This window comes from Arthrobacter alpinus (assembly GCF_001294625.1).
GTDB lineage: Bacteria > Actinomycetota > Actinomycetes > Actinomycetales > Micrococcaceae > Specibacter > Specibacter alpinus_A.
The window spans coordinates 1,644,119-1,657,886 of record NZ_CP012677.1 but is presented as its reverse complement, the minus strand read 5'-3'; the positions used below and the strand labels follow the sequence as shown (position 1 = coordinate 1,657,886).

Here is a 13,768-nt window from a genome sequence, read left to right as displayed (position 1 = left end):
GTTCCAAGCCTCCCCACATGCTTTGAACCTCCAATAGCTTGGCATATTGACCAGCCCAATTGGCTGGTATCTTACAAATCTGCATGAACTGAAACCGTATTGAAACACTAAAGAGACCTTCAAGCATTTGCGTCCTGCTTCGCCGACGATTACGTGGACTAAGATTGAAAGCAGGAGCAAGGGCTCCGGGAACCGGTGAGAACCGGTACTACGTAAGGAGAGATCACAGGCCTGGGACGGCCGCACTTATGCCAGAGACAATAGATAGCCGCCACGATGACTTTTCCGAGGGCGGCAATGGACAGCCATTCCCACATTCCGTGGACGGAACACGCACTGAGGTGGTGCACTTTTCCTCCACCGATCAAATGGTGGCCACGCTAGGAACCCAGGATGAGGGCCTGCGCACTGTTGAGGGGTTGTACCCGCATGTGGCGTTCCTTGCCCGGGGCAATGTCCTGTCCATTACCGGACCCAGTGCCACCGTTCCGCGTATCATGCATCTGATGGAGGAGGCCAGAGCGATGGTCGCCCGGCACGTCACCATGGATGGCGCGCTGTGGGAACAACTGGTTACCATGCTAAAGGCCCGTCCCGAGGCCTCAGTGGTTGATATTCTCACCCAGGACATCCTCTCCTCACGGGGCCGCACCATCCGTCCCAAGACGTTGAATCAAAAGAACTATGTCGACGCCATTGACGCCAACACAGTGGTATTCGGCATCGGCCCGGCCGGTACCGGTAAGACTTACCTAGCCATGGCCAAGGCGGTCCAGGCGTTGCAACGTAAAGATGTCAGCCGCATCATCCTCACCCGCCCCGCAGTGGAGGCAGGGGAGCGGCTGGGCTTCTTGCCCGGAACTCTCAACGATAAGATTGACCCCTATCTGCGGCCCCTCTATGACGCCTTACACGACATGATGGATCCCGAGACAATCCCCCGGCTCATGGCTGCCGGCACCATTGAAGTGGCCCCTCTTGCCTATATGCGGGGGCGCACCCTCAACGACGCCTTCATCATTTTGGACGAGGCGCAGAACACCACAGCTGAACAAATGAAAATGTTTCTGACAAGACTGGGCTTCGGGTCCAAGATTGTTGTCACCGGCGACATCACCCAGGTGGACTTGCCCACTGGGATCAAATCGGGCCTGCGGGTGGTGGAGGAAATTCTGCAATCAGTGGATGAGATCCACTTCTCCATCCTTGATGCCACCGACGTGGTCCGTCACCGGTTGGTGGGCGCGATCGTCAGTGCCTACAACGACTGGGATGAGGCGCACCACACTCTCGTACGCCCCCACACCACCACCAACGACGAGGACGCCGGCAACGCTAGCGCTGGCATCCACCCTTCCATCCCCTCCACAAACCACCAGACACACAAGGACCACACCACCCGATGAGCATCGAAATCAATAATGAATCCGGCGTTGAAGTACGTGAGGAGGAGATCGTCAAGCTTATTCGGCACATCCTGACACAAATGCATGTACACCCCGAAACTGAAGTTTCAATCATCATGGCCGACGTAGAAAACATGGAAAAACTCCACCTCGAGTGGATGGACGAGCCCGGACCTACCGATGTGCTTTCTTTCCCGATGGATGAGTTGCGCCCGGGGACCCCGGAGGCGCCCACCCCCGCCGGTCTCCTCGGAGACATCGTCCTGTGCCCGGTCGTGGCGCAGGAACAAGCAGTTGCCGCAGGCCACTCCATGGAAGAGGAGCTTTTACTGCTGACGACCCACGGGATTCTTCACCTCCTCGGCTATGATCACGCCGAGCCCGAGGATAAGGAAGAGATGTTCGGGCTGCAGCGTGAGCTGCTCTCCAGCTACTTGGGCAAGGAAGCCCCGCGGGAGACAATGAAGTGACGGCCGTCTTACTGCCGGTCATGGGGATCATCTTCATGGCCATCGCCGCAGTGCTGACAGCCATTGAGTCGGCACTGAGCTTTTTTCCCCGGCACGACGCAGAAGACGCGTCGGCACACAGCAGGGGAACATCCTTGGCGAAGATCTTGCAGGAACCAGCGCTGCACCTGAATGCGCTGCGGTTCTGGCGTGTCTGGTTCGAGATGGCGGCGGCTGTGGCTGTTGCCTTGTTTCTCCTTGAAGTCATGGGAAACGTCTGGATAGCCGGGTTGTTCGCCACAGTGGTCATGGCGGCCATCAGTTTCATTTTGGTGGGTGTTTCACCGCGCCGCCTTGGCCGGTTATATGCGGGGGCACTTGTGCGCCGCAGCGCCTGGGCGGTGCACTTCCTGTTCCGGATTCTTGGCCCTGTTCCTGGCTGGTTCCTGGCGATTGGGGCCGCTGTCGCCAAAGATGCACCCGGGCACGACGACGCCTTTGTCACGGAAGAGGAATTTCGTGAATTCGTTGACCGGGCCAGCGATTCAGAAATGATCGAGGACAGCGAGGCGGAGCTAATCCACAGCGTTTTTGACCTCGGTGAAACCCGGGTGAGGGCGGTCATGGTCCCGCGCATGGACATTCGCAGCATTGAACAAGGCTCCAGCCTTGACGATGCCATGGACGTATTTCTTGACTCCGGTTTTTCGCGGGTGCCTGTCATCGGCGACGACACGGACCACATTCTGGGCATCCTGTATCTGAAGGACCTCGTGGCAACACTGCACCGCCTCGGTCAGGACGATCCGCGCCCGGCCGTGGAGAACCTGGCCCGCAGCGTCCGCTATGTTCCTGAGTCAAAGCCGGTCGATGAGCTTTTGAAAGAATTGCAAGGCGAGTCAACGCACGTGGCCATCGTGGTAGACGAGTATGGCGGTACTGCCGGCCTTGTGACGTTGGAGGACCTGATCGAGGAGATTGTGGGCGAGATCGCCGATGAATACGACTCAGTGTCCCCGGACGTTCAAGGACTGGGCGAGGGGCTGTATCTGATCCGCACCCGCATGGGTGTTGAGGACTTTGGTGAGCTTTTCGGGAAGGAACTCGACGACGACGAGGTGGACACCGTGGGAGGCCTGTTCGCCAAGCACTTGGGCCGGCTCCCCACCGTGGGAAGTACGGTGAACGTCTCCGGAATTCGTCTTGTAGCGGAGCGCATGGAACCGGCCCGCAACCGGGTCAGTCACGTGGTTGCAAGCCTGGTCGTTGCCAGCCCGGGGCCAGGCACGGAAAATGGCGGTACCCCGGAAAATGGCAGTACCCCGGAAACTGAAGCTACACAGCACCACCTCGTCGGCGAAGCGTCGGCGAGGAACTTATCTCACAGAACAACCACACAGGAGCAACCATGAAGAAGAACAAGGGAAGCTTGGCTATGCCATCACCCAAGGCTGATGGGTTCCGTGCAGGTTTTGCTGTGCTGGCTGGCCGCCCCAACGCAGGAAAATCGACGTTGACCAACGCCTTGGTGGGGCACAAGGTTGCCATCACCTCGGCCAAGCCGCAAACCACCCGACACACCATTCGCGGGATCGTTCATCGCGACACCTTCCAGCTGGTCCTTGTTGACACGCCGGGGCTGCACCGACCGCGGACCTTGCTTGGCAAGCGGCTCAACGACCTCGTGGCAGATACGCTTTCCGAAGTTGATGTCATCGGGTTCTGCCTGCCAGCCAATGAAAAGATTGGCCCCGGCGACCGCTACATCGCCGCGCAACTCGCCAACGTTGGCAAGCAGGCGGTTGTGGCCATCGTGACCAAGACTGACACCGTTGACCGGCAAGCTGTCACCGACCAGTTGATCGCCGTGGAGAAACTTGGGCGTGAAGTGCTGGGCGAGGCCGGGTTCGCCGCCATCGTCCCCGTCTCAGCCGTGGAAGATTTTCAGGTCGAATCCTTAGCCAGCGTTTTCTCCGCGTACCTGCCGCTTTCGCCGGCCCTCTACCCTGACGGGGAACTGACGGATGAGCCGGAAGCTGTCATGGTGGCCGAGCTCATCCGTGAAGCCGCCCTGGAAGGTGTTCGTGATGAGCTGCCGCACTCCATCGCAGTGGTGGTTGAGGAAATCGTTCCCCGCGAGGGACGCAGTGATGACAATCAGTTGTTGGATGTCCGCGTGAACCTCTACGTGGAACGTCCCTCACAGAAGGCAATTATCATCGGAAAGGGCGGGGCACGCCTACGTGAGGTGGGTACCAATGCCCGCCACGCCATCGAGGCGCTGTTGGGAACCAAGATCTACCTGGACCTGCATGTGAAGGTCGCCAAGGACTGGCAGCGGGACCCCAAACAGCTCGTAAAACTGGGTTTCTAGGGAGAAACTAGTTTTCTAGGCAAAAACTGGCCGACGTGTGGTGGACAGTTTTTCGGTGGCCGACGCGGTTTTGCGGATGTTCCCAGATTTGGCCGGTAAACTTACCCATGTTCTTTGTTCACAGCGAAAGGTTTATCCATGGGGCGACGCCGCGCCGACTCGGCCGCAGCCAAGGCTGCCGGCACCCCCCGTCGTGAAACCCCTGAAAACCAGGAACCAGCTGGCCGGCATTTTAGGGGGCGCCGCAAGTCGCCGATGTGGCTGAAGATCGTTGCTGTCACCCTCAGCGGTGCCCTCGTTTTGGGTTTGGGAACCGCTGGCGTCCTCGTCATGAAACTCCAAAACAACGTCACCACGGCGCCGTTGAACGCCGCAGTGTCCAACGGGAACAAAACCAAGGCCCCCGAAGAGCCCAACGACTCCATGCAAGTTTTGATCCTGGGCACGGACACGCGTGCTGGCGCCAACGGTGAGTATGGCACCGAAGCGGATTCCGCTGGCGAAGGCCAATCGGATGTCATGTTGCTGATGAATATTTCAGCAGATAACTCTCAGGTGTCCATCACCAGTTTCCCCCGCGACCTGATGGTACCGATCCCGGACTGTGTCTCTTCGGTGACGGGAAAGGTGGTCTACGGCAGCCGCAGTGGCCAGCTTAATGCCGCGCTGGGTGCCGGCCCGGGCTGTACCGTGGCGGCCATTAATGACCTCACAGGGCTGACCATTGACCACTTCATGCTGGCGGACTTCACCGCCGTCAAGGAACTCTCCACGGCGCTGGGGGGAGTGGAGGTCTGCGTTGACCACGCCATGTACGACGTCAACGGGTCTTTCCTTCGCCTTCCAGCCGGAAACAGCCTGGTCCAAGGCGAACAGGCGCTGGCGTTCCTACGTACACGCCACTCCTTTGGTGATGCCAGCGACCTGGACCGCATCAAGGCCCAGCAGTATTTCCTCGGTTCCATGGCCCGCAAGGTCACGAGCGAGGGAACGCTAACCAACCTGCCCAAACTGTACAACCTGGCTGATGTGGTGACGAAGAACCTCACCATCGACGAGGGCTTGGCAAATATCCCCGCCATGATCGGTGTTGCCAACAGACTTGCCAAGATCAACCTGGCCAACGTTTCCTTCGTGACAGTCCCCTATGAGGCGTACTCGGGCGACAACAACCGTGTCCAGCTCAAGGAACCGGAGGCAGGGCAGTTCTTTGCCGCATTGCGCAGTGATACTGCCCTGACGAAGAGCGCTGCGGCTGCGGCGGAGGCCTCCAAGGGTGCTGCAACGCCGGGCGCCACAGCCGCCACAACCTCCGGTACCCCTGCCGAAGTGGCTCCGCCCGTTGCCGCCTACAACAAGGCGATCCAACCGATCACTGTCCAGAACGCGACGGCAATTGCAGGGCGTTCTGTTGAATTGCTTGCGTCCCTCTCAACGGCGGGCTTCAACGCATCGCGGTCAAGTGGCGACGTCGCGGCCCAGAATGAGACGAAGGTGCTGTACGGCACCGACATGGCCGACGTTGCCGCCGACGTGGCGGCGCTGTTCAAGCTACCACCGACTGCACTCCAAGCCGATCCGACAGTGACGGGTGTGAAGCTTCTGGTGGGTACTGACTGGACCAGCGGGGTGCAGTTTGGCACGGTCACAGTGCCCCAGGACATAGTTGCCAGCACGGCCGACCAGACCGGCGGATGCCTGAAGGTCAACCCGATCTACTACACGTACTAGAAGCACTGATCTCTAGAAGCACTGAGCCGCGCATGCGTGCTGCATACGCGGCTCAGTGAGCACTCCTTTGTCCTACCCTTTGTCCTACCAGATGCGCACCCGCTCACCCGGTTCCATCCACAGCCCGTCCGTCGGCGTCGTGGCAAAGGCTTCATGGAACACATCAAGGTTGCGTACCACTGCATTGCAGCGCCATTCAGAGGGCGAGTGGGGGTCGATGGCCAAGCGCCGAATGGCTTCTTCACTGCGAATCTTGGTTCGCCAGCATTCGGCCCAGGAGAAGAAGAAGCGTTCGGGCCCGCTCATCCCTTCGATGACGGGGGAGGGACTTCCGGCCAGGCTGAGCTCGTAGGCGATGTAGCCGATGGCAAGCCCGCCCAGGTCCCCAATGTTCTCGCCTAGTGTTAGTTCCCCGTTGACCTTTTCGTCAGGGGCGGCGGCAGGGGAGAGGGCGTTGTATTGTTCCACCAGCCTGGCCGTCAGTTTCTCGAAGGCGGCACGGTCCTCATCCGTCCACCAATTGCGCAGCGCTCCGCTCCCGTCGAACTGGGAGCCCTGGTCGTCAAAGCCGTGGCCAATTTCATGCCCGATCACGGCGCCGATGCCGCCGTAGTTGGCGGCGTCGTCGGCCTCAGCATCAAAGAACGGCGGCTGCAGGATGGCTGCGGGGAACACCACTTCATTCATCGTCGGGTTGTAGTAGGCGTTGACCGTTTGCGGGGTCATCAACCACTCCTCGCGGTCAATGGGCGCCCCGATCTTGGCGAGCTGGCGGGCCAGTTCGAAGGCGTTACTGCGTTCAATGTTGCCGATGAGATCACCGGGGACGATTTCCAGGTTCGAGTAGTCGCGCCATTTGGACGGGTAGCCAATTTTTGGCGTGAACGCCGCCAGCTTCTCCAACGCCTTGGCGATGGTTTCCGGGCTCATCCACGTTAGTTCAGTGATGCTTGCCTTGTACGCCGAGATGAGGTTTGCAACGAGTATTTCCATGCGTTGCTTGTGCGCTTGCGGAAAGTGCTCGGCCACATAAAGCTGGCCCACAGCCTCACCCAGGGAACCCTCGACGAGGGCGACGCCACGCTTCCAACGCTCCCGTATTTCCGGGGTCCCGCTGAGGGTGGTGCCGTGGAAAGCGAAATTGGCGTCAACGAACGCCTTGGACAGGTACGGTGCCGCCCCGGAGATGGCGCGCATCGAAAGCCAGGCCTTCCAGTCCTCGAGGCGGTGCTCAACCAGTAGGGCTGCTTGCCCACGAAAAAACTCGGGGGTGGCCACCACCATTTCGGTGCTTTGTTCAGCGCTCACGCCCAGTGCGTCCAGCCACAGTTCCATGGCGGGAAGAAGCTCCAGGACCTCAAGCTTGTCCATCAAGTTGTATGTCTTTTGAGGATCCCGCAAGGACACCTTGTCCAGGTGTGTGGCCGCGATCTCGGTCTCGAGGGCAACGATTCTGCCCGCCTTTTTGGCGGCCTCAGCGATACCTGCCAGCTCCAGCATGGTTTGCACGTGAGCCAGGTAGGCGGTGCGGATCGGGGCGAACTTCTCTTCCCTGTAGTAGGACTCATCCGGCAGGCCCAGGCCCGACTGGTAAAGGTGCAGCAGCGCGCGCTCGGGATTGCCGGCGTCGTTGTTTACATAACCGCCAAACAAGCCGTTGCCGCCTTTTTTGTCCAGTTCACCCATCAAAGTCACGACGGCGGCCATGGACGTTGCGTGGTCAATCGCCTTCAATGTGGGGGCCAGGGGTGCCGCACCTGCCGCTTCCACGGCACCTTCGTCCATGAACCCGGCGTACATGTCCCCGATTTTTGCCCCAATGCTGCCGCGTTGGGCATCCGGGAGGGCCGCGGCGGCGCCTGCGCTCTCGATGATGGTCCTCACGGCTGCCTCAGACTCGTCCCGCAAGGTGATGAAGGAGCCGGTCAAGGCGCGGTCACTGGGTATGACCTCTGTGGCCAACCATTTGCCATTGACATGTTCGTACAAGTCATCTTGGGGGCGAACATTGGCGTCAATATTGCTGATGTTGATACCGGAGTGCGTCAAAAGAATCTGTCCCTTTGCTTTGGTGAAGCGGGTTGCCTTGCCATGCCGGCCAGTGCCGAACATTGTTCAACGACCCGCACTTTAGTGAGCTCTTTCACTCTCATCCTACGTGCCGTGTTAGGGTAAAAATGTGCGCACTGGAATGCTTCTTCTTAGTTGCCGCGGCGAGGCCTCAACCACGTTGACCTGATCAACCTGGCAATGGCCGCCCTCGCTGCGGTGTTTGTGTTGCCCTGGCCGGCCCCCACCTGTTGAACAAGATTAAGGTCCCCTCCATGCGAAATATGCAAAAGCCCTCTGGAATGCCGGCACACCGCTATGTTCCTTTCCGGGAACAGATCTCCATCAGCCTGCCGGACCGCACCTGGCCGGACAAGGTCATCACCAAGGCTCCGCGCTGGTGTGCAGTGGATCTGCGTGACGGGAACCAGGCGCTCATCGATCCCATGAGCCCGGGCCGCAAAATGAAGATGTTCCAGCTGCTGGTTAAGATGGGCTACAAGGAAATTGAGGTGGGTTTCCCCTCCGCGTCGCAGACGGACTTCGACTTTGTCCGCCAGCTGATCGAGGGCGGCCACATTCCCGATGACGTCACCATCCAGGTCCTGACACAGGCTCGCGAGCACTTGATTGAGCGCACCTACGAGTCCCTGGTTGGCGCCAAAACGGCGATCGTGCACCTGTACAACTCCACCTCCGTACTGCAGCGCCGGGTTGTCTTCAACCAGGACGAAGACGGTATCCTGGACATCGCCTTGCAGGGTGCCCGCCTGTGCAAGAAGTACGAGGAAACGCTCACCGACACGCGCATCACCTACGAATACTCACCGGAGTCCTTCACCGGCACCGAGCCAGAGTACGCGCTGCGTGTCAGCAACGCCGTCGCGGACATCTTCGAGGCCTCCGCCGACAAACAGGTCATCATTAATCTGCCTGCCACGGTGGAGATGGCCACGCCCAACGTCTACGCGGACTCGATCGAGTGGATGAGCCGCAACCTGCACCCGCGGGAGGGCATCATCTTGTCCCTACACCCGCACAACGACCGTGGGACCGGTGTTGCCGCGGCCGAGCTGGGGTACCTGGCCGGTGCCGACCGGATCGAAGGCTGCCTCTTCGGCAACGGTGAACGCACCGGCAATGTCGACCTGGTCACCCTCGGACTGAACATGTTCACACAGGGCATCGACCCCATGATCGACTTCTCCGACATCGACGACGTGCGGCGCACCGTCGAGTACTGCAACCAGCTTCCGGTGGCCGAGCGCACCCCCTATGGCGGCGATCTGGTCTTCACCGCGTTCTCCGGTTCGCACCAAGACGCCATCAAGAAGGGCCTGGAAGCCCTCGAAGCGGACGCAAAGGCTGCCGGACACGCCGTCTCCGAGCACACTTGGGCTGTCCCGTACCTGCCTGTTGACCCGAAGGACCTGGGCCGCAGCTACGAGGCCGTCATCCGGGTCAACTCGCAGTCGGGCAAGGGCGGTGTGGCATACCTGCTCAAGAACGAGCACAATCTGGACCTGCCACGACGTGCCCAGATCGAGTTCTCCGGTGTCATCCAAAAACAGACGGACACGGTGGGCGGCGAGGTCAGCGGCGCCAAGCTATGGACCATCTTCAGCGACGAGTACCTGCCGGCCGAAGCAAGCGAGAACGCGTGGGGCCGCTACCATATTGGTCCGTTCACCACGTCCACCGATGACGACGGCGAAATGACGCTGATCGCCAAGCTGACCATCGACGGGGTGAGCACCACACGCACGGGCACCGGCAACGGACCCATTGCGGCGCTGCTGGCCATCCTCGGAGAAGACGGCGTGGATGTCCGCGTCCTGGACTACTCCGAGCATGCACTCTCCGAAGGCGGCGACGCCCGCGCAGCAGCCTTCGTCGAATGCGCAGTGGGTGAGCGGGTGCTGTGGGGCATCGGTATCGACGCCAACACCTCCACGTCCTCACTGAAGGCAGTCATCTCCGCCGTGAACCGCGCAGTCCGCGACGCACAGGCAGCGTAGTCCCCACTTGCCGCCCCAGTAAATCGCTGGCGCGATTTACTGGGAACCTGGCAAGCGTGGGCCCAGCAATGCGGGCTAGGTTGATTGCTGGCGCGGTGCAACTGACCGCGCCGGGCGAATAGTGGGAGAATGGAATAGTGTCCAACCAATCCTTTGCCGCCCGCACTTACCGGGATGACGCCGTCGTACTGCGAACCCACAAACTAGGGGAAGCCGACAGGATCATCACGTTGCTGACTCATCATCATGGGCAGTTGCGGGCCGTGGCGCGTGGTGTGCGGCGCACCAGCAGCAAGTTTGGGGCCAGGTTGGAGCCGTTCATGGTGGCCGACCTCCAGTTGGTCAGGGGCCGCACCTTGGACATCGTCACCCAGGCGGTGGCCAAAGGTAGCTATGGGGATGCGATCGCCGCCAACTACGACCGCTATGTGGTGGCTGCGGCCATGACCGAGACGGCGGAGCGGCTCACGGACGTTGATGGTGAAACGTCCACGGCACACTACTTGTTGCTGGTGGGGGCACTTGCCTCGTTGAGCCGGGGCGCACATTCCACCGAACTGATTTTGGATTCCTACTTGCTACGGGCTGTTTCCATCGCGGGGTGGGCGCCCAGCTTCGGAGACTGTGCCCGATGTGGTGATCCTGGTCCCCATGGCGCCTTCAATGCCGCCTTGGGTGGTGCCGTTTGCCATGACTGTCGGCCTCCCGGTTCACCGGCTCCGGCCCCGCAAACCATGTTCTTGCTGGCGTGCCTGCTCTCCGGGGATTGGGCCGGCGCTGACGCTTCGGAGAATATTCACCGCCGGGAGGCTGCAGGCCTCGTGGCCGGTTACGTGCAATGGCATTTGGAGCGCACCGTGCGTTCCCTGAAACTTGTGGAGCGTGCATAAACCCGTGGCAGTCCAACGCAGCAGTCGAAGCACCACAAAGCCGGCCGTCGTGGCGCCTTGGCCGCACCCCTCAGGGGAGATCATGCCAGCGATTCCCGCGCAGCTGATCCCCGCGCATGTGGCCATCGTCATGGATGGGAACGGCAGGTGGGCCAACCAGCGCGGTCTGCCCCGGGTGGAGGGTCACAAGGCGGGGGAGCCGGCGTTGTTGGACGTCATGGCTGGCGCCATTGAAATGGGTATCAAATACGTTAGTGTCTACGCCTTTTCCACCGAAAATTGGAAGCGTTCACCGGAGGAAATTCGTTTCCTCATGGGATTTAACAAAGATGTATTAAGACGTCAGCGGGACCAACTTGACTCCTGGGGCGTACGCATTCGGTGGTCAGGCCGCAAACCAAGGCTCTGGGGATCCGTGATCAAGGAGCTGGAAGTGGCACAGGAGCACACTAAGGACAACGACACCATTACGTTGACCATGTGTGTTAATTACGGCGGACGGGCTGAAATTTCCGACGCCGTTGCCGCCTTGGCGGCCGATGTTGCGGCCGGAAAAATGAGCCCGCGCTCGGTGTCTGAGAAGACGATCCAAAAATACCTGTACTTGCCCGATGTGCCGGACGTGGACTTGTTCCTGCGTTCCAGCGGCGAGCAGCGGCTCTCCAACTTCCTGTTGTGGCAAAGCGCCTATGCTGAATTTGTCTTCATGGACACGCTGTGGCCCGACGTCGACCGCAGGACTTTGTGGGCGGCGGTTGATGAATACGCCCGCAGGGACAGGCGCTATGGCGGCGCTGTGGATGCAGCCAAGTCCACCAGCTGATTCCGCTCACGTTCCTCGCATGTATCCCGTGCCGGGACTGGGAGAAGAGTAAATATTATTAGAACATTTGTTCTATAGTACTTCCTTGCTGGCGTATTTAGGTCTAAAATTGGTGTATGGGCACCGTTGATCGGTCCGGTAGCAAGAGGGGTTCCACCCCTTCCGGGCAGGCGTTTTTGGATCAGGACCCCGGCTTTGGGCCGGAGGGGATTGTTGGCGGCGATTTTTCCGGCCATGATTCTTTCGGTGTTGCTGTGGATGCTGTGGTGGATGGGGATGGTGCTGCGCTGGCCCGGCTGATTGCCAGTGATCCTTTTGCCGATGACCCGCAGATGCGCAATGTCACGTGGATCGGCCCGTCGCGGGAGATCAGTGCGGAGGAATGGGCGGCCCAGTTCTTGCCTGCCGCGCCTGTACCGGGGCTGGGGGTTGGGGCACTGTTGCCTGTGTCGCTCTCTGGTGTGGGTGCGGATGCTGCGGTGGCGGTGGTGCGGGCTTCGGTTCCGGACCTTCCTAAGGCGCCCAGGAAGGACAACCCTGCCGGTGTGGTGTGGACCCCTGCTGCGGGGGCCGAGGCGTTGGAGGTTCTGGATCCGGCCGGGCTGGCCGATAACGAGGTGTTGGACTTCATGCATGCGGCGAACCGTTTGGCCGCTTTCGCTCAGGCCAGGGAAGCCGAGGCGGTGGCCGTGTTTGCTACCCGTCGTCCGCCTCTGGCCGATGAACCGGTCCGGGAACGCGGCGGGGTGTCGTTGTGGGCTGCCGGGGAACTGATGGCGGTATACGCGATCGGGCGGGGCGCCGCCGAGCATCGACTCGATGACGCCGCGACCCTGACCGCGCTCCCGGCGACCTTGGCCCTGCACCGGCAGGGTCTGCTGGACGGGTTGCGGATCCGGGCCATCCACCGGGGCCTGGAGAACGTTCCCGAGGAGCTCTTCTTGGTGCTGGAGCCACTGTTTTTGCCCGGGGCGGCCCGGATGAACCCGGCCGGGCTGACCCGCAAGATCCGGCGCCTGGCCGAACGCTTCAACCCTGAACCGTTGGCGGTCCGGCACGAGCGGGCCCGGATCCAGCGCCGGGTCTGGTTCACGCCCCTGCCCGACGGGATGGCCCAACTCGGTGCGATCCTGCCCGCCACACCAGCCCTGGCCTTGTTCCAGTCCTTAGAAGCCTGGGCCAGACAGGCCCAACAGGATGGGGAACCCTCCACCGCTTTGACCCCGACCGGGCGGCCCTCCCGTAGCTACGATAACTACCTCGCCGATTGCTTCCTGGACCTGATCCATCAAGCCTTCCTCCACCCCGCCACCAGCTGCACTGACTGCTCCTGTAACAACCCCACCCCAGACCATCCAGCACCAGACCATCCAGCACCCCACCCCACCACCGGGCTGAGCGGCAATGGGCTGAGCGGCAATGGGCTGGCAGGGAATGGGCTGCCCGGTGGTGGGTCGGTTCCGGAGCCACGGTTTGCTCCTCGTATCCCGGCTAAGGTCAACGTCACTATCCCGTTCCTGACTCTGCTGAACACCTCGGAGGAGCCCGGCCATCTCGACGGGTACGGTCCCATCCCGGCCGATCAGGCCAGAGAACTCGCCGCCGGGGCCAGCTCCTGGCACCGGATCCTCACCGACCCCGAAAAAGGTACCATCGTCAGTATCGGGCGCACCGCTTACAAACCACCCGCGGACATGGTCAGGCTCGTCCGTCTCCGGGACCCTGTCTGTACCGGAATCGGGTGCGACACCCCGGCCCGGAACTGCCAGATCGACCACACCATCCCGTTCCACCAAACCCGGTACACCCTCAACGGCACCGCCCTGCCCAAAGGCCACACCAGCACCGAGAACCTCTGCCCACGCTCCATCTACTGCCACCGCCTCAAAGACGAGCCCACCACCGGCTGGAACGTAGAACCAGCCGAAAACGGTGCCACCAAAACCACCACCCCCACCGGACGCGAATACCTCCACAACCACCCCGACAACGAACAAAACGCACCCTTCTAGCAAGCACCCTCCCCCA

The 13,768-nt window shown here is 60.9% G+C and carries 10 protein-coding genes; 9 read left to right on the top strand and 1 reads right to left on the bottom strand.

What is annotated here, in order from left to right; genetic code table 11:
* Window positions 1-248 precede the first annotated feature (248 nt).
* The 5 genes from AOC05_RS07340 (at window position 249) to AOC05_RS07320 (ending at window position 5,960) form a co-directional block, all read left to right on the top strand.
* Window positions 249-1,406 carry a PhoH family protein gene (locus tag AOC05_RS07340; RefSeq protein ID WP_082357825.1) on the top strand — a complete coding sequence of 386 codons (1,158 nt, stop codon included), beginning with the start codon at window positions 249-251 and terminating at the stop codon, window positions 1,404-1,406.
* Window positions 1,403-1,876: an rRNA maturation RNase YbeY gene (gene ybeY, locus AOC05_RS07335; protein ID WP_062006672.1), complete on the top strand. Its 474-nt coding sequence runs from the start codon at window positions 1,403-1,405 to the stop codon at window positions 1,874-1,876. Before AOC05_RS07340 ends, ybeY begins: the two co-directional genes overlap by 4 nt.
* Window positions 1,873-3,267, top strand: coding sequence for a hemolysin family protein (locus AOC05_RS07330; RefSeq protein ID WP_082357824.1), 1,395 nt, complete (start codon window positions 1,873-1,875; stop codon window positions 3,265-3,267). The genes ybeY and AOC05_RS07330 overlap by 4 nt, the downstream gene beginning before the upstream one ends.
* Window positions 3,264-4,229, top strand: coding sequence for a GTPase Era (gene era / locus AOC05_RS07325; RefSeq protein WP_230085249.1), 966 nt, complete (start codon window positions 3,264-3,266; stop codon window positions 4,227-4,229). The genes AOC05_RS07330 and era overlap by 4 nt, the downstream gene beginning before the upstream one ends.
* A gap of 138 nt (window positions 4,230-4,367) precedes the next feature.
* Window positions 4,368-5,960 carry an LCP family protein gene (locus AOC05_RS07320; RefSeq protein ID WP_062006671.1) on the top strand — a complete coding sequence of 531 codons (1,593 nt, stop codon included), beginning with the start codon at window positions 4,368-4,370 and terminating at the stop codon, window positions 5,958-5,960.
* A gap of 84 nt (window positions 5,961-6,044) precedes the next feature.
* Here AOC05_RS07320 and AOC05_RS07315 read toward each other — a convergent pair whose 3' ends face one another.
* Window positions 6,045-8,009 (bottom strand): M13 family metallopeptidase, encoded by a 1,965-nt coding sequence (locus AOC05_RS07315; RefSeq protein ID WP_062009487.1) that lies wholly within the window; start codon window positions 8,007-8,009, stop codon window positions 6,045-6,047.
* Between the two features lie 275 nt (window positions 8,010-8,284).
* Between AOC05_RS07315 and leuA the strand changes: the two genes are divergently transcribed.
* The 4 genes from leuA to AOC05_RS07295 all read left to right on the top strand — a co-directional run bounded on the left by leuA (window position 8,285) and on the right by AOC05_RS07295 (window position 13,752).
* Window positions 8,285-10,027 carry a 2-isopropylmalate synthase gene (leuA, locus tag AOC05_RS07310; RefSeq protein WP_062006670.1) on the top strand — a complete coding sequence of 581 codons (1,743 nt, stop codon included), beginning with the start codon at window positions 8,285-8,287 and terminating at the stop codon, window positions 10,025-10,027.
* Between the two features lie 137 nt (window positions 10,028-10,164).
* Entirely contained in the window at window positions 10,165-10,917 is a 753-nt protein-coding gene (gene recO, locus AOC05_RS07305) for a DNA repair protein RecO (protein WP_062006669.1), read from the top strand.
* Window positions 10,918-10,999: 82 nt separating this feature from the next.
* A complete protein-coding gene (locus AOC05_RS07300) occupies window positions 11,000-11,740 on the top strand; it encodes an isoprenyl transferase (RefSeq protein ID WP_261388486.1) in 741 nt (246 codons plus the stop codon).
* A 116-nt stretch (window positions 11,741-11,856) separates the two neighbouring features.
* Entirely contained in the window at window positions 11,857-13,752 is a 1,896-nt protein-coding gene (locus AOC05_RS07295; RefSeq protein ID WP_062006667.1) for a DUF222 domain-containing protein, read from the top strand.
* Window positions 13,753-13,768 lie beyond the last annotated feature (16 nt).

What these genes read in the sequence shown, in the direction of transcription:
- AOC05_RS07340 (WP_082357825.1), top strand. Translation starts at nt 249, where the DNA reads ATGCCAGAGACAATAGATAGCCGCCACGATGACTTTTCCGAGGGCGGC.
- ybeY (WP_062006672.1), top strand. Translation starts at nt 1,403, where the DNA reads ATGAGCATCGAAATCAATAATGAATCCGGCGTTGAAGTACGTGAGGAG.
- era (WP_230085249.1), top strand. Translation starts at nt 3,264, where the DNA reads ATGAAGAAGAACAAGGGAAGCTTGGCTATGCCATCACCCAAGGCTGAT.
- AOC05_RS07320 (WP_062006671.1), top strand. Translation starts at nt 4,368, where the DNA reads ATGGGGCGACGCCGCGCCGACTCGGCCGCAGCCAAGGCTGCCGGCACC.
- leuA (WP_062006670.1), top strand. Translation starts at nt 8,285, where the DNA reads ATGCGAAATATGCAAAAGCCCTCTGGAATGCCGGCACACCGCTATGTT.
- AOC05_RS07300 (WP_261388486.1), top strand. Translation starts at nt 11,000, where the DNA reads ATGCCAGCGATTCCCGCGCAGCTGATCCCCGCGCATGTGGCCATCGTC.
- AOC05_RS07295 (WP_062006667.1), top strand. Translation starts at nt 11,857, where the DNA reads ATGGGCACCGTTGATCGGTCCGGTAGCAAGAGGGGTTCCACCCCTTCC.